Origin of the sequence: Chryseobacterium soli (genome assembly GCF_000737705.1) — a bacterium.
GTDB classification, from domain to species: domain Bacteria; phylum Bacteroidota; class Bacteroidia; order Flavobacteriales; family Weeksellaceae; genus Chryseobacterium; species Chryseobacterium soli.
Genome location: NZ_JPRH01000003.1, coordinates 18,499 through 35,767 on the forward strand (window position 1 = coordinate 18,499; position 17,269 = coordinate 35,767).

Here is a 17,269-nt window from a genome sequence, read left to right on the forward strand (position 1 = left end):
TAAATCATGGCAAAGGAAACGTTTAATCGTAACAAACCACACTTGAACATTGGTACTATTGGTCACGTTGACCATGGTAAAACTACTCTTACAGCTGCTATTTCTGCTGTATTAGCGAGCAAAGGTCTTGCTGAGAAAAAAGATTTCTCTTCTATTGACTCTGCTCCAGAAGAAAAAGAAAGAGGTATTACTATCAATACGGCTCACATTGAGTACGAAACTGAAAATAGACATTACGCTCACGTTGACTGTCCAGGTCACGCGGATTACGTAAAGAACATGGTAACTGGTGCTGCTCAGATGGACGGTGCAATCGTAGTATGTGCTGCTACTGACGGACCAATGCCTCAAACTAGAGAACACATCTTGCTTTGCCGTCAGGTAAACGTACCTAGAATCGTTGTTTTCATGAACAAAGTTGACATGGTGGATGATCCAGAATTGTTAGAGCTTGTTGAAATGGAACTTAGAGACTTATTGTCTACTTACGATTTCGACGGAGATAACTCTCCAGTAATTCAAGGTTCTGCACTTGGAGCACTTACTGCAGCTACTGCAACTCCTGTTAACACAGAAGATAAGTGGTTCAAAAGTGTTGAAGAATTAATGAATGCTGTTGATACTTGGATCGAGCAACCACCAAGAGATACAGATAAGCCATTCTTGATGCCAATCGAAGACGTATTCTCTATTACAGGTAGAGGTACTGTTGCAACTGGTAGAATCGAGGCTGGTATTATCAACACAGGTGATCCTGTTGATATCATCGGTATGGGTGAAGAAAAATTAACTTCTACAATTACAGGAGTTGAGATGTTCAGAAAAATCCTAGACAGAGGTGAAGCTGGTGATAACGTAGGTCTATTGTTGAGAGGTATTGAAAAAACTGACATCAAGAGAGGTATGGTTATCGCTAAGAAAGACTCTGTGAAGCCACACAAAAAATTCAAAGCATCTGTTTATATCCTTTCTAAGGAAGAAGGTGGACGTCACACTCCATTCCACAACAAGTACCGTCCTCAGTTCTACGTAAGAACTACTGACGTTACAGGTGAGATCTTCTTACCAGAAGGTGTAGAAATGGTAATGCCTGGTGATAACTTAGAAATCACTGTAGAATTGTTACAACCAATCGCTCTTAACGTAGGTCTTAGATTTGCGATCAGAGAAGGAGGTAGAACAGTTGGTTCAGGTCAGGTTACTGAAATCTTAGACTAATCATCTTAAAATAAATAAGGCTTCCGTAAGGAATTACGGAAGCTTTTTATCTACGGGCATCGTCCAATGGTAGGATACCGGTCTCCAAAACCGTTGATCAGGGTTCGAATCCTTGTGCCCGTGCAAATATAAATTATGAGTTCATTAATTGATTTTTTAAAAGGTTCTTATAACGAATTCAGACATAAAGTTGAATGGCCGAAGTGGGCTGACCTGCAGTCTTCTACCATCGTAGTGACTATAGCGACAGTTATTTTGGCATTATTTACCTTTGGAGTTGATGAATTGTTTTCAAAAGCAATCAGCAACATAATAGGAATACTCATCAACTTGTTCAACTAACAAAAAGTATTTTCCCATAATGAGCGAATTGAAATGGTATGTGCTGAAAGCAATCAGCGGACAGGAAAATAAAGTGAAAAACTATATTGAGACAGAAATCAAACGTTTAGGGTTTGAGCAGTACGTTACTCAAGTGGTTATTCCTATGGAAAAGGTAATTCAGATTAGAAACGGTAAAAAAGTTCCTAAAGAAAGACCTTACTATCCTGGTTACTTAATGATCGAAGCAGAATTGATGGGTGAAATTCCTCATGCGATTAAGAACATCCCTGGTGTAATCTCTTTCTTGAGTTTAACCAAAGGTGGAGATCCTGTTCCAATGAGAAAATCTGAGGTAAACAGAATGTTAGGAAGAATGGACGAGCTTTCTGAATTTGCAAGTGATGTTGAAATTCCATTCGTGGTAGGTGAAAACGTTAAAGTAATTGACGGACCCTTCAATGGATTTAACGGAACTGTTGAAAAAATTCTTGAAGACAAAAAGAAAATTGAAGTTTCTGTACTTATCTTCGGTAGAAAAACTCCAATGGAGCTTAGCTACATGCAGGTAGAAAAAGTATAAACGAAAACAATACATACAAGAAAAGCGGATTTTTTAATCCGCTTTTCTTATTTTTGTCTATTAGAAGTTTATATATGTTGAGTCCCCAAAAAATGCGCTTTGCAGATTTTTTTCTTAATTGGAAAACCTTTCTTATTTTTAATGTACTTATTTTCGCAATTAAAATTTTCTTTTCAGTATATCACAATTTTAGTGCTGAGTATTTTGAAGATTGGAGAATTGCTAAAAATGTAGCTCTGGATGAAGTATATTCATTAAATTTGAAATACGGTAGTTCTGCATATAAGCTTCCTGTTTATCCCTTGTTTTTAAGCTTTTTTATAAAAATATTCGGAGCTCTGGGGGCTGTGAAGTTTATTATTATTACCCAGCACATTTTTTATTTTAGTATTCCTGTTGTAATCATTAAAACTTTTGAAAACTTAAATTTGAAAGTCGCAGGCTTTTTATCTGCCTATCTTTTTATTTTTTCTCCGTCATATTTTTATTATTCCAATATTCTGGAGGCAACTAACCTATTTATTTTGTTTTTTGCTGTTTGGCTCTATCTTTATTCAGAATTGTGGATGCAAAGGAGATCACTCTGGAAGTTAATAACCTTTTCCGTGATGACGGCTATATTGGCATTAACTCAGGTGGTGGCTATACCTCTTATGATATTAATGATTTTACTTCTATTTTTTTATAAAAAACTTTTAGTAAAAAATATAGCACTTGTTTTTTTAATAGCCGGGATTTGCTATTCTCCTTGGGTAATTCGGAATTATATTAGTTTTGATAAACTAGTGATGAGTAAATCTCCCGTTTGGCAGAATATATATCTGGGATATGTTTCAGAATATCAGATCCTACCGGATAATCATTTTATTACTGAGCAGGATGAGAAAAAAATTGCTGTTCATATAGGGGAAAATGATGAATTTGTAGGGGAACAGATTTATGAAAATGAAGTTCATAAGATCATTGAAGCAGATCAGTGGGCGCCCCTAAAGAAAGGAATCAATAACCTGATCAGTTTATGGTATGTTCCTAAAAGATATTTTGATGATAATAGTTTATCCATCCTCGTTGGAAGAAAAGCCTATGTGATGATCATTAATATTTTATTATTGTTAAGCTTACTATACTTTTTTAAAAATAACAAATCACTTTTCCTGTTTCTGTGTGTCGTATTTGCCGGCTTTACCTTTCCTTATCTGGTAGGGCATGCAGCGAATATCCGGTTTAAACTGGATTTTGAATGGATACAAAACTCAGTAATTGCATTATTTATATTTTTGAAATATTTAAACAAAAAACAACCATCTGACAAAGAAACAGTGAATTTGTTTTAACTGATTATCTATATAAAAATTGAAGATCATTTTGTCAAAAATGATCTTTTTGTTTAGTAGACTTTCTGTATTATTTTGAAACTTGTTTAATGATCTGCTAAACTCATTTGTGCTGAATGTTATTTTTTCAAATGTTATATCTTAAAATTTACATCAGAATACAATTTAGTTTCATCGAATGCAATCAACTTAAAAGAAACCTATCTGCAGTATTCAGGGTTAAATTTTCTTAAAGTATATCTTTAGTTTGAGAAATATTATTTAAATTTATAGAGTAAACTAAAACCTAAACCTAAAATTAATAACATGAAGAAAATTTTTCTTTTGACATTATTGTCATGTATGGCTTTTAATAAAGCACAGAGTTGGTCATTAACGGGTAACTCTGGAACAAATCCTGCAACAAACTTTATCGGGACAACAGATAATAAAGAGTTAGTCTTCAAGACTAATAATGAGGAGCGTTTTAAAATTGCTGATGGCAGGGCGTTTTTCAATATTAATACAATTGATGGAGATGGTATTGACATTATTGACAACACTCCGAACAAGAATAGTGGAACAGATGTGGTGTGGATTAAAAGTGTTCACCCTCAGGCTAATGATGTTGGGCTTTTAAGCATATCTACTGCAAACTGGCAGTATCCTATATTTTCTGCAAGAGAAAACGGAAAAATTCTAATGGGAGTTAATGCGTACAATTCTTCTCTGGCTTCTTGTACAGACTGCAGCAGTTACAGATTGTTTGTGAAGGATGGCATTAAAACTGAAAAAATTAAAGTGGAAATTGCCAGTGCTAATGGCTGGGCTGATTATGTATTCAGTGACAGTTATAAACTGCAGTCTTTAGATGAAGTAAAGAAATTTATCACATTAAATAAACACCTGCCTGAAGTTCCTTCTGCAGATGAAGTTGTAAAAAACGGGGTTGAATTAAAGGAAATGAATGTCCTTTTATTGAAAAAAATAGAGGAACTTACCTTGCATCTGATTGATTTGAATGAAAAGATTGAAAAGCAGGACAAAAAAATACAACAATTAGAAAAACATAAATTATGAAAAAAATTCTCTTTTTCTTAATTGTATGCAATGTATTCGTTACTTTCAAATCACAGACAGACATTCAGTCAAGAAGCTGTATAATAGATATCAGTAAGAAGAATTCTGCTAACGAATCCCAGAAAAACCTTCCGAATTGTGGCAATACATCGTTGTACTATAATCAGAATTATCATGATAATCCGCGATATATTCCTAAGATAAGCGATGATGTGATCTATGTGAAATTGAATTTTATTTTCCCTACCAAACCGGATGGTACTGGTAATTTTGAACAGAATAATCCAGAACACACCGCGTTTCTTAACAGCTTTGTTGATATGATTAATTATCGGCTGGCCAATCTGGGGAGTCCGGTAAGCGGATGTGAAAACGCTTCCCAGCAGATCTCTGATACCAAGATAAGAGTCATTGTCAATAAAATTTGGAAAGTAGATCCTGCATGGGATTATCTGGTAACAGGTTTTAACCCGGCCAACAATAATCCGTATGATAATAATAGTGTTTTAATACCGGGATCTACCTATTACTATTCTTATTATGATAATGATCCAAGCATCCCTCCCGGAATTAATATTACATTTGCCAATAACGGACAGATCTATTCTCAATTCCAAAATGGTAACTATAGCCAGATTCCTTTAGGCTGGGCCGCTTCAGAGTTTCCGCTTTATAATCAGTTTGATGCGAAATCAAGACAGTCCTGGCCGGATATTTATAATGGTTTTCTTTACAGGAAACATGATACCGTAGGCAATCCTGTTTTTGGAAGTCCTACCTGGGATACGGTAAAGCAGTGGTATTATTCTGATTTGGGAGCGAGAGCTATGGTTCATGAATTAGGGCACAATCTGGGACTGTATCATCATGACTGCGGTTCAAATCTTATGAGCTATTCAGCAGGGAATCATGATTATCTGAGTGTTGAAGATGTTTCAATGATGTTTCAAACGGCTTCAATAACAAATGTACGACAGTACTTCACAGAAAACTCATTTAAAAATACCTACTTGAACGTAAATTCTGATGAGCTGTGGGATATTAACTTCAGGAATTATTCCAATGTGAAAATTGATAATAATTCAAGTTTAAAAGCAACCTGCAAATTAATAATGGCCCCTCAAAGCAGGGTTGTTGTTAAAAGCGGAAGCAACTTTATCATTGAAGGTGCAGATGTGAGATCAGCAAACGATTCTTCCTGGAATGGTATAAAAGTAGAAGGAACCGGTTACTGTTTAATTTTACCTGATACAAAAATAGACAACGGGTATTTTTACGTCTATACGGATAATACTCCTTTGCCGGGCGGTAAAGTGGCAGATAATCAGGTCATAAAACTGACAGCAAAAATGAAAGGAGATGAAAAAGTAGCAGCTGCCGATTCATTTAAAATTTATCCAAATCCTACCGGTGATTTTATTAATATCCAGACTGATGATGAAATAATATCAGTTTCAGTCTATAATGCTTCCGGACAGAGAATCATAAATCATACCGGGAAAGAAAAGAAAATAGATGTACAATCTATTCCGTCGGGAATGTATTTATTGGAAATCAAAACAAAAAATAAAGTGGTAACCGAAAAATTTATTAAAAAATAATAATAAAGCAATTAATTGTTAGTAAGAAAAAAATTACTGTTCAGAAATGAGCAGTAATTTTTTTTAAGTACATATTTAACTTTTATTCATGCATTTAGAGAATTAATATTTGGTAATTCAAAAATATTTCATAATTTTGCAGTCCGAAAAGTAGGCTTACTATATGTGAGTGCGGTAACCTGCTGAATAAATAATGCTTCCAAACTCATTAATTATTCAAATTTAAAAAATAAAAAATGGCTAAAAAAGTCTTTAAAATGGTAAAGCTTCAGGTGAAGGGAGGGGCAGCAAACCCGTCTCCACCAGTAGGTCCTGCATTAGGTTCTGCCGGTGTAAACATCATGGAGTTTTGTAAACAATTTAACGGAAGAACTCAGGATAAGCCTGGGCAAGTTTTGCCAGTAGTAATTACTGTATACGAAGACAAGTCTTTTGAATTCGTAATCAAAACTCCTCCTGCTGCAATTCAGTTAATGGATGCTGCAAAAATCAAAGGAGGTTCCGGGGAACCAAACAGAAACAAAGTAGGTGCTGTATCTTGGGAACAAGTAAAGAAAATTGCTGAAGATAAAATGGTTGATCTTAACTGTTTTACTTTAGACTCTGCTCTTTCTATGGTTGCAGGTACTGCTAGATCTATGGGATTGAGAGTAACAGGAACAAAACCAACTAACGCTTAAAACTTAGAGAAATGGCAAAATTAACGAAGAAGCAAAAAGAAGCTTTAAGCAAGGTAGAAAAAGGTAGAGTTTATAGCCTTGACGAAGGGTCAGCTCTTGTAAAAGAAGTAAATACTGCAAAGTTTGATGCTTCTATAGATATCGCTGTTAGATTGGGTGTAGATCCAAGAAAAGCAAACCAAATGGTAAGAGGTGTTGTATCTCTTCCACATGGAACTGGTAAAGATGTTAAAGTATTAGCTCTTGTAACTCCGGATAAAGAAGCTGAAGCTAAAGAAGCGGGTGCTGATTATGTGGGTCTTGACGAATATTTACAAAAAATAAAAGAAGGTTGGACAGACGTTGACGTTATCGTTACTATGCCAGCTGTTATGGGTAAATTAGGACCTTTAGGTAGAGTATTAGGACCAAGAGGTTTGATGCCTAACCCTAAATCAGGTACTGTAACTATGGAAATTGGTAAAGCAGTAGCTGAAGTAAAAGCAGGTAAAATTGACTTCAAAGTAGATAAGTATGGTATTATCCATGCTGGTATCGGTAAAGTATCTTTTGATGCTGATAAATTGAAGGAAAATGCTCAGGAGTTAATCTCGACATTGATCAAAATGAAGCCTACTGCTGCTAAAGGAACTTATGTAAAAAGCATTTATTTGTCTTCTACAATGAGCCCAGGTATTGCAATTGATACTAAATCTGTTAACTAATATAAATCCTTAAGACAATGACAAAAGACCAAAAAGTTGTAGCAATACAAGAGATCAAAGACTTGCTTCAGGATGCAAAAGTAGTATACGTAGCAGATCTAGACGGATTGAACGCGGCTAAGTCTTCAGAATTCAGAAGACAGGCTTTCAAGCAAAATATCAAAGTAAAAGTTGTAAAAAATACACTTTTACAAAAAGCAATGGAACAAATTGAAGGAGTAGATTACTCTGAAATGTTCCAGACTTTTAAAGGAAACACTGCATTAATGGTTTCTGAGACTGCAAACGGTCCAGCGAAATTAATCCAGGGATTCAGAAAGAAAGAAGAGAAGCCAGCTTTAAAGTCTGCTTACCTTCAGGAAACATTCTACGTTGGAGACGAAAACTTAACTGCACTTGCTAACATCAAGTCTAGAGAAGAAATGATCGGAGAAATCATCGGATTACTTCAATCTCCAATTCAAAGAGTTGTTTCTGCTCTTCAAAACAAATCTGAAACGGTAGAAGCTAAAGCTGAAGAAGCTGCTCCCGCTGTAGAAGAAACTCCTGCTGAAGCTCCAGAAGCTGCTGCAGAAAGCACGGAAGAAACTCCAAGTGCTGAATAATTACACTCAAGAAATTAAATAAATAATCAACAAAAACATTACAACAATGTCAGATTTAAAAAATTTAGCTGAAACGCTAGTAAACCTAACTGTAAAAGACGTAAACGAATTAGCTACTATCCTTAAGGATGAGTACGGAATTGAGCCAGCTGCTGCTGCTGTAGTAGTTGCTGCAGGTGGTGGAGAAGCTGCTGAAGAGAAAACTGAATTCGACGTAATTCTTAAAGCTGCTGGTGCTTCTAAATTGGCTATCGTTAAATTAGTAAAAGATTTAACTGGTGCTGGTCTTAAAGAAGCTAAAGATATCGTAGATGGAGCTCCTGCTGCTATCAAAACTGGTATCTCTAAAGACGAAGCTGAAGCTCTTAAGAAGCAACTTGAAGAAGCTGGTGCTGAAGTAGAAGTGAAGTAATTCATTTTACTCTTACATAATAAGCCTGGGCATAACTGCTCAGGCTTTTTTGTTTTAAGGTTCTTTGCATAGCGAAGTATTTTTATTTGGGAATTATTTAACTGCTTCAAAATGAAGATGTTTATATTGTGTATCTGAATTATTTTTTGTACATTTGCAACTCTTTTGGCGCTAATAATTGTTTGTAAATCAGTAAAATATTGTAAATCAACTCTTTCGTAATTATGAAAGGGATTTCTTGTTTATACATGTTACGGCATTTTGCCTCAAAAGTCATTAAAAATATTTTGCATTACGCTGTGAAAAGATATACCAGCGTTGCAGTTAGAATTAGAGTATAAGAATAAAGAATTAGAATAAAGACCACTTCTGATAGCGCCAAACATCAAATGTCTTTTCTCTTACCTCTTTATCTGTCAGTCTTTTTCTGATATTTTTTGTAAAATCAAAATATTTTTTAACCCTTTCTTAAAAGTTTTATGAGTAAAACAACAGCAACAACTAGGGGAAACCAGAGAATTAATTTCTCATCAGCGAAAGGAAAAATCATCACTCCAGACTTCTTGGATATCCAAATCGAGTCTTTTAGAGATTTTTTCCAGCTTGATACCCTTCCTGAAGACAGACGTAGCGAAGGTTTGTACAAAACCTTCCAAGAGAATTTTCCGATCACGGATTCTAGAAACCAATTCGTATTGGAGTTTTTAGATTATTTAGTAGATTCTCCACGTTATTCAATCAATGAGTGTGTGGAAAGAGGATTGACGTATTCAGTTCCTCTTAAAGCAAGACTTAAATTGTATTGTACAGACCCTGAGCACGAGGATTTCCAAACCGTAGTTCAGGATGTATATTTGGGCCCGGTTCCTTACATGACGGCCAGCGGATCTTTCATCATCAATGGTGCAGAGAGAGTTATCGTTACGCAGTTACACCGTTCACCTGGTGTATTCTTCGGACAGACTTACCACGCAAACGGAACTAAATTATACTATTCAAGAATTATCCCTTTCAAAGGATCTTGGATGGAATTTACTACGGATATCAACAGCGTAATGTATGCGTACATTGACCGTAAGAAAAAATTACCATTAACAACGCTTTTAAGAGCGATCGGTTTTGAATCTGATAAAGATATTCTTCAGATTTTCGACCTTGCAGAAGAAGTGAAAGTTTCTAAAGCTGCCCTTAAGAAAGTAGAAGGAAGAACATTGGCTGCGAGAGTATTGAACACTTGGTTCGAGGATTTCGTAGACGAAGATACCGGGGAAGTTGTTTCTATCGAAAGAAACGAAATCATCCTAGACAGAGAAACGATTCTTGAAAAAGAACACTTAGATCTTATTCTTGATGCTGGTGTGAAATCTATCCTGATTCACAAAGAAAACAGCAATGAATTCTCTATCATCCAGAATACATTACAGAAAGACCCTACGAACTCTGAAAAAGAAGCCGTAGAATACATCTATCGTCAGTTAAGAAATGCAGATCCACCCGATGAGGAAACAGCAAGAGGAATTATTGAAAAATTATTCTTCTCTGAGCAAAGATACTCTCTTGGTGAAGTAGGACGTTACAGACTAAACAAAAAGTTAGGTCTTAATATCCCTACAACAACTGAAGTTCTTACTAAAGAAGATATCATTGCGATCGTAAGACACTTGATCGAATTGGTAAACTCTAAAGCAGAGGTTGATGATATTGACCACCTTTCTAACAGAAGAATTAAAACAGTTGGAGAGCAGTTAGCAGGACAGTTCGGGGTAGGTCTTTCAAGAATTGCCAGAACAATCAAGGAAAGAATGAACGTTAGAGATAACGAGATATTTACTCCTCTTGACTTGGTAAATGCTAAGACATTAACATCAGTAATTAACTCATTCTTTGGTACCAACCAGCTTTCTCAGTTCATGGACCAAACCAATCCTCTATCAGAGATCACGCACAAGCGTAGACTTTCTGCATTAGGGCCTGGTGGTTTATCTAGAGAAAGAGCAGGTTTCGAGGTTCGTGACGTTCACCATACTCACTACGGTAGAATTTGTCCGATTGAAACTCCGGAAGGACCAAACATTGGTTTGATCTCTTCATTAGGAATCTATGCGAAGATCAATAGCTTAGGCTTCATCGAAACTCCATACAGAAAAGTAGAAAACAGTACTGTAAATCTTACGGCTGATCCTATTTACCTGAATGCAGAAGACGAAGAAGACAAAGTAATTGCTCAGGCTAACGTAGAACTGAATGATAACGGTGAATTCTTAACAGATAGAATTATTGCAAGACTAGACGGTGATTACCCTGTAGTTGAGCCTCAGCAGGTTGACCTTATCGACGTTGCACCAAACCAGATTTCTGGTATCTCCGCTTCATTGATTCCTTTCTTGGAACATGATGATGCGAACCGTGCGTTGATGGGATCCAACATGATGCGTCAGGCAGTTCCTTTATTGAAGCCACAAGCTCCAATTGTAGGTACAGGGCTTGAGCAGCAGGTGGCAAGAGATTCTAGAATTTTGATTAATGCAGAAGGTACAGGTATTGTAGAATACGTGGATGCTGATAAAATCACTATTAAATATGAAAGAAGCGATGACGAAGATCTTGTATCATTCGAATCTGCAACTAAAACATATAACTTAACTAAGTTCAGAAAAACCAACCAGAGTACTACCATTACACTAAGACCAAACGTAAGAATTGGTGAAACAGTGCAAAAAGGACAGGTACTTTGCGACGGATATGCTACTGAAAACGGAGAATTAGCTCTTGGTAGAAACTTAGTGGTTGCCTTCATGCCTTGGAAAGGGTATAACTTTGAGGATGCGATCGTGATCAACGAAAAAGTTGTTCGTGAAGACTGGTTTACTTCAATCCACGTAGATGAATACTCTCTTGAAGTTCGTGATACCAAATTAGGTATGGAAGAATTGACAGCAGATATTCCTAACGTTTCTGAAGAAGCTACTAAAGATCTTGATGAGAACGGTATGATCAGAATAGGTGCTGAAGTGAAGCCTGGTGATATTATGATCGGTAAGATTACCCCTAAAGGTGAATCTGACCCAACTCCTGAAGAAAAACTTCTTAGAGCAATCTTTGGTGATAAAGCGGGTGATGTAAAAGATGCTTCACTAAAAGCAGACTCTTCATTAAGAGGAGTGGTGATCAACAAAAAGTTGTTCTCTAGAAACATCAAAGACAAAAAGAAGAGAAGCGAAGAAAAACTTAAACTTGAAGAAATTGAAAACACTTACAAGGCTAAGTTTGATGAGCTGAGAAATACTTTAATTGAAAAATTAAATACTCTTGTTAGCGGTAAAACTTCTCAGGGAGTTACCAATGACCTTGATGAGGAAATCATCGGAAAAGGAGTGAAATTCACTCACAGATTGTTAACTTCAGTTGAAGATTACGTAAACGTTAGTGGTGCAGATTGGACTGTTGATAATGATAAAAATGAATTGATCAAACAATTAATTCACAATTACAAAATCAAATTCAACGATATCCAAGGGGTTAAAAACCGTGAGAAATTTGCAATTTCAATCGGAGATGAGCTTCCAGCAGGAATCATGAAGTTAGCTAAAGTGTATATCGCTAAGAAACGTAAACTGAATGTAGGGGATAAAATGGCAGGACGTCACGGTAACAAAGGTATCGTTTCAAGAATCGTTCGTGAAGAAGATATGCCATTCCTTGAGGACGGAACACCGGTAGATATCGTATTGAATCCACTAGGGGTACCTTCTCGTATGAACATCGGACAGATTTATGAAACAGTTCTTGGATGGGCTGGTCAGAAATTAGGAATGACGTTCGCTACACCGATCTTTGATGGTGCTACTCTTGATCAGATTACTGAATATACAGAAAAAGCAGGCCTTCCTAAATTCGGACACACTTACCTTTATGATGGAGGTACGGGAGAAAGATTTACACAGCCGGCAACAGTAGGTATCATCTATATGTTGAAATTAGGACACATGGTTGATGATAAAATGCACGCGCGTTCTATCGGACCATACTCATTAATTACTCAGCAGCCATTAGGAGGTAAAGCTCAGTTTGGTGGTCAGAGATTTGGAGAGATGGAGGTTTGGGCTCTTGAAGCATTCGGAGCATCTAATATCCTGAGAGAAATCTTGACGGTGAAGTCGGATGACGTGATTGGAAGAGCAAAAACTTATGAAGCTATTGCGAAAGGGGAAGCAATGCCTGAACCAGGTATTCCGGAATCATTCAATGTATTACTTCACGAGTTACAAGGACTTGGACTTGATGTAAGATTGGAGGAATAATTAAAAGATTTAATTATTAAAAAATTAAAGAATTAATTAACTCTGAGATGATAAGATAGAAAGTGATTTTAAATCTTTCAATCTTTTAATCTTTTAATCAAAAATTAAATTATGTCAAATAAAAATAAATCAAGTAGATTTAATAAAATAACCATCGGTTTAGCTTCTCCGGAATCCATTTTACAGGATTCAAGAGGAGAGGTTCTAAAACCGGAAACTATTAACTACAGAACGCACAAACCTGAGAGAGACGGGTTGTTCTGTGAAAAAATCTTCGGTCCTATCAAGGATTACGAATGTGCTTGTGGTAAATACAAGAGAATTCGTTACAAGGGGATCGTTTGTGACCGTTGTGGGGTAGAAGTTACGGAGAAAAAAGTAAGAAGAGAGAGAATCGGACACATCAACCTTGTTGTGCCTATCGCTCACATCTGGTATTTCCGTTCTTTACCAAACAAAATCGGTTACCTTTTAGGAATACCTTCTAAGAAATTAGATATGATCATCTACTACGAAAGATATGTAGTGATTCAGCAAGGTATTGCTAAAAAATTAGACGGTTCAGATTTCGATGATAAAGAATTCCTTACAGAAGAGGAATACCTGGATATCATGGAAACTCTTCCGGTTGAAAACCAGTATCTTGATGATTCTGATCCAAACAAATTCATCGCTAAAATGGGTGCTGAAGCTGTTGAGGAACTATTAAAAAGAATCAACCTTGATGCATTGTCTTTCGACTTAAGACACAAAGCTCACAACGAAGGTTCTAAGCAAAGAAGAACAGAAGCTCTGAAAAGATTAAATGTTGTAGAAGCATTAAGAGGTGCTAATACAAGAATGATCAACAGACCAGAGTGGATGATCATGCGTGTACTTCCTGTAATTCCACCAGAATTGAGACCATTGGTTCCATTGGATGGAGGACGTTTCGCAACTTCTGACTTAAATGACCTTTACAGAAGAGTGATCATCAGAAACAACCGTTTGAAAAGATTATTGGAGATCAAAGCTCCTGAAGTAATCTTAAGAAACGAGAAGCGTATGCTTCAGGAATCTGTAGATTCATTATTCGATAATACAAGAAAATCTTCAGCTGTAAAATCTGAATCAAACAGACCATTGAAATCACTTTCAGATTCATTGAAAGGTAAGCAAGGTCGTTTCCGTCAGAACTTACTAGGTAAAAGGGTAGATTACTCTGCACGTTCGGTAATTGTTGTAGGTCCAAACCTAAAACTTCACGAGTGTGGTATTCCTAAAGATATGGCTGCGGAATTATACAAACCGTTTATCATTAGAAAACTAATTGAAAGAGGGATTGTAAAAACAGTAAAATCTGCGAAGAGAATTATTGATAGAAAAGAACCAGTAGTATACGATATCCTTGAAAACGTGATGAAAGGTCACCCGGTTCTATTGAACAGGGCTCCTACGCTTCACAGACTAGGTATCCAAGCTTTCCAGCCGAAAATGATCGAAGGAAAAGCAATCCAGCTACACCCGTTAGTAACGACGGCATTTAACGCCGATTTCGATGGTGACCAGATGGCGGTACACTTACCGTTAGGCCCTGAAGCGATCTTGGAAGCTCAGTTATTGATGTTAGGTTCTCAGAATATCTTGAACCCGGCGAACGGTTCTCCAATTACAGTACCATCTCAGGACATGGTTCTTGGTCTTTATTTCATGACCAAAGAGCTTAGTTCAACAGATGATATGAAAGTATTGGGTGAAGGACTGGCATTCTATTCTCCTGAAGAAGCAGAGATTGCTTACGCAGAAGGTAGAGTTTCTCTTAACGCTAAAGTAAGATGTAGACTACCGGTAAAAGAAAACGGAGAATTGGTTACAAGATTAATCGAAACTTCTGTAGGTAGAATTTTATTCAACCAGATCGTACCTAAACAGTCAGGATATATTAATGAACTTCTAACGAAGAAATCATTAAGAAATGTTATCGGTAAAGTTCTTGCAGATACAGACTTCCCTACAACAGTGAAGTTCTTGGATGCAATGAAGGACTTAGGATATTCAAATGCATTCAAAGGAGGTCTTTCATTCTCACTAGGGGATATTGTAGTTCCTGTTGAGAAGAAGCAGATGGTGGCTTCCGCAATTGAAACAGTAGATGAAATTAGAGCTAACTATAACATGGGTCTTATTACAGATACAGAACGTTACAACCAGGTAATTGACGTTTGGACGAATACCAACGCAGGATTAACTGAAATGATCATGAGCAGAATGAAAACCGATCAAGGTGGGTTCAACTCTGTATACATGATGCTTGATTCTGGGGCAAGGGGTTCTAAAGAACAGATCCGTCAGTTATCAGGGATGAGAGGTTTGATGGCAAAACCGCAGAAAGCCGGTTCTACTGGTGCGGAGATCATTGAAAACCCGATTCTTGCAAACTTTAAAGAAGGTCTTTCGATCCTTGAGTACTTTATCTCTACTCACGGTGCACGTAAAGGTCTTGCGGATACCGCTCTTAAGACTGCCGATGCGGGTTACTTAACCAGAAGATTGGTAGACGTTGCTCAGGATGTTATCGTTACAGAAGTAGACTGTGGTACTTTAAGAGGTACTGAAGTTACTGCATTGAAGAAAAATGATGAGATCGTTGAGAAAATATCAGAAAGAATTTTAGGTAGAGTTTCTCTTCATAATATCTATGATCCTGAATCAGATGAGCTTATCGCTGAAGCTGACCAGGTAATCAATGAAGAATTAGCGAAAAGAATTGAAGCAACAGGATTAGAAGCTGTTGAAGTTCGTTCTCCATTAACATGTGAAGCTAAAAAAGGTATCTGTGCTAAATGTTACGGTAGAAACTTAGCAACAGGTAAAGTAATCCATATGGGAGAAGCTGTAGGGGTAATCGGAGCACAGTCAATTGGTGAACCGGGAACTCAGTTAACGTTGAGAACCTTCCACCAAGGGGGTACTGCAGGTAACGTTTCAGAAAATCCATCAATTGTTGCAAGAAGAGATGGTATCGTTGAAATGGATGATGTAAGAACCATTACATCTGAAGATGAAGCTGGTAAAACTGCTGAAGTAGTAGTATCTCGTTCTACAGAATTTAGATTGGTTGCTGATAACGAATCCAAAACACCGTTAATGATCGCTAACGTGCCTTACGGATCTATATTAGCTGTGAAACCAGGTGATAAAGTGAAAAAAGGAGATGTAATCTGTAGATGGGATCCGTATAACGCGGTTATTATTGCAGAATCTGCTGGTAAGGTAGAGTATGAAGATATCATCCAGGGTATTTCATTCCAACTGGAAATTGACGAACAAACAGGATTCGAAGAGAAAGTAATCTCTGAATCTAGAAATAAGAAAGCCGTACCTACCCTGAAGGTGGTAGATTCTAAAGGAGTTGAGCAAAAAGCATACAACTTACCGGTAGGAGCCCACTTAATGGTAAACGATGGTGAAAAAATTAAGGCTGGTAAAGTTTTAATCAAGATCCCAAGAAAATCTGCAAAAGCAGGGGATATCACCGGAGGTCTTCCGAGAGTTACCGAATTATTCGAAGCAAGAAACCCTTCAAACCCGGCGGTTGTTACAGAGATCGATGGGGTAGTTTCTTACGGAAAAATCAAGAGAGGTAACCGTGAACTTATTGTAGAAGCTAAAACAGGAGAAAGAAAAATTTACTTAGTGAAACTTTCAAACCAGATCTTGGTTCAGGAGAATGACTTCGTAAGAGCTGGATCTCCACTTTCTGACGGTTCTATTACACCAGACGATATCTTAAGAATCAAAGGTCCAACCGCGGTTCAGGAATATCTGGTAAATGAAATTCAGGAAGTTTACCGTCTACAAGGGGTGAAAATTGACGATAAGCACTTTGAAATCATCGTAAGACAGATGATGACGAAAGTATCAATCGTTGATGGAGGTGATACTCAATTCCTTGAAGGAGCATTGGAGCACAAATATGATTTCTTAGAAGAAAACAACAGAGTATTTGGTCTTAAAGTAGTAACTGAAGCTGGTGATTCTAAAGAATTTAAGCCAGGTCAGATGATTACTGCAAGAGAATTAAGAGACGAAAACTCTAAGTTGAAGCGTGAAGATCAAAAATTAGTTGAAGTAAGAGAAGCACTTCCTGCTACAGCAACGCCTGTATTACAAGGGATTACAAGAGCAGCTCTTCAAACTAAATCATTCATGTCTGCAGCATCATTCCAGGAAACTACAAAAGTATTGAACGAAGCAGCAGTTGCTGGTAAAGTTGATTACTTAAGTGGTCTTAAAGAAAATGTAATTGTAGGACACAGAATCCCTGCAGGTACAGGTCTTAAAGAGTACCAGAATGTTATCGTAGGTTCTAAAAAGGAATTCGAAGATATTAACTAAAAAATAAAGAAAAGTTTCAGGATTCGAGTTTAAATTTTAAATTAGAGGCCTGAAACTTTTTAAACAAAAAATAT

At 36.8% G+C, this 17,269-nt stretch carries 13 protein-coding genes and 1 tRNA gene; all 14 read left to right on the forward strand.

From position 1 onward, the window contains the following. Positions 1-6: 6 nt before the first annotated feature. The 14 genes from tuf (at position 7) to rpoC (ending at position 17,195) form a co-directional block, all read left to right on the forward strand. A complete protein-coding gene (gene tuf, locus IW15_RS07405) occupies positions 7-1,218 on the forward strand; it encodes an elongation factor Tu (RefSeq protein ID WP_034710348.1) in 1,212 nt (403 codons plus the stop codon). A 52-nt stretch (positions 1,219-1,270) separates the two neighbouring features. Further along, positions 1,271-1,341, forward strand: a tRNA-Trp gene (locus tag IW15_RS07410). A 12-nt stretch (positions 1,342-1,353) separates the two neighbouring features. Next, positions 1,354-1,560, forward strand: coding sequence for a preprotein translocase subunit SecE (secE, locus tag IW15_RS07415; protein WP_034710350.1), 207 nt, complete (start codon positions 1,354-1,356; stop codon positions 1,558-1,560). Positions 1,561-1,579: 19 nt separating this feature from the next. Further along, complete coding sequence (nusG, locus tag IW15_RS07420) at positions 1,580-2,122, forward strand: transcription termination/antitermination protein NusG (RefSeq protein ID WP_034710351.1); 543 nt, start codon at positions 1,580-1,582, stop codon at positions 2,120-2,122. Between the two features lie 538 nt (positions 2,123-2,660). Continuing rightward, a complete protein-coding gene (locus IW15_RS22990; RefSeq protein WP_228384320.1) occupies positions 2,661-2,810 on the forward strand; it encodes a hypothetical protein in 150 nt (49 codons plus the stop codon). A gap of 100 nt (positions 2,811-2,910) precedes the next feature. Continuing rightward, positions 2,911-3,456: a hypothetical protein gene (locus IW15_RS22995; protein WP_228384321.1), complete on the forward strand. Its 546-nt coding sequence runs from the start codon at positions 2,911-2,913 to the stop codon at positions 3,454-3,456. A 306-nt stretch (positions 3,457-3,762) separates the two neighbouring features. Then, positions 3,763-4,515 carry a hypothetical protein gene (locus IW15_RS21940; RefSeq protein ID WP_131368519.1) on the forward strand — a complete coding sequence of 251 codons (753 nt, stop codon included), beginning with the start codon at positions 3,763-3,765 and terminating at the stop codon, positions 4,513-4,515. Then, on the forward strand, positions 4,512-6,116 hold the full coding sequence (locus IW15_RS07435; RefSeq protein ID WP_034710354.1) for a zinc-dependent metalloprotease: 1,605 nt from the start codon (positions 4,512-4,514) through the stop codon (positions 6,114-6,116). The genes IW15_RS21940 and IW15_RS07435 overlap by 4 nt, the downstream gene beginning before the upstream one ends. A 236-nt stretch (positions 6,117-6,352) precedes the next feature. Continuing rightward, a complete protein-coding gene (gene rplK / locus IW15_RS07440) occupies positions 6,353-6,796 on the forward strand; it encodes a 50S ribosomal protein L11 (protein WP_034710356.1) in 444 nt (147 codons plus the stop codon). An 11-nt stretch (positions 6,797-6,807) separates the two neighbouring features. Continuing rightward, a complete protein-coding gene (gene rplA, locus IW15_RS07445) occupies positions 6,808-7,500 on the forward strand; it encodes a 50S ribosomal protein L1 (protein WP_034710357.1) in 693 nt (230 codons plus the stop codon). Between the two features lie 17 nt (positions 7,501-7,517). Continuing rightward, entirely contained in the window at positions 7,518-8,105 is a 588-nt protein-coding gene (gene rplJ / locus IW15_RS07450; protein ID WP_034710358.1) for a 50S ribosomal protein L10, read from the forward strand. A 46-nt stretch (positions 8,106-8,151) separates the two neighbouring features. Beyond that, positions 8,152-8,517 (forward strand): 50S ribosomal protein L7/L12, encoded by a 366-nt coding sequence (gene rplL, locus IW15_RS07455; protein WP_034710359.1) that lies wholly within the window; start codon positions 8,152-8,154, stop codon positions 8,515-8,517. A gap of 479 nt (positions 8,518-8,996) precedes the next feature. Then, complete coding sequence (gene rpoB / locus IW15_RS07460; RefSeq protein ID WP_034710361.1) at positions 8,997-12,818, forward strand: DNA-directed RNA polymerase subunit beta; 3,822 nt, start codon at positions 8,997-8,999, stop codon at positions 12,816-12,818. A gap of 111 nt (positions 12,819-12,929) precedes the next feature. Continuing rightward, positions 12,930-17,195 (forward strand): DNA-directed RNA polymerase subunit beta', encoded by a 4,266-nt coding sequence (rpoC, locus tag IW15_RS07465; RefSeq protein WP_034710362.1) that lies wholly within the window; start codon positions 12,930-12,932, stop codon positions 17,193-17,195. Positions 17,196-17,269: the final 74 nt, after the last annotated feature.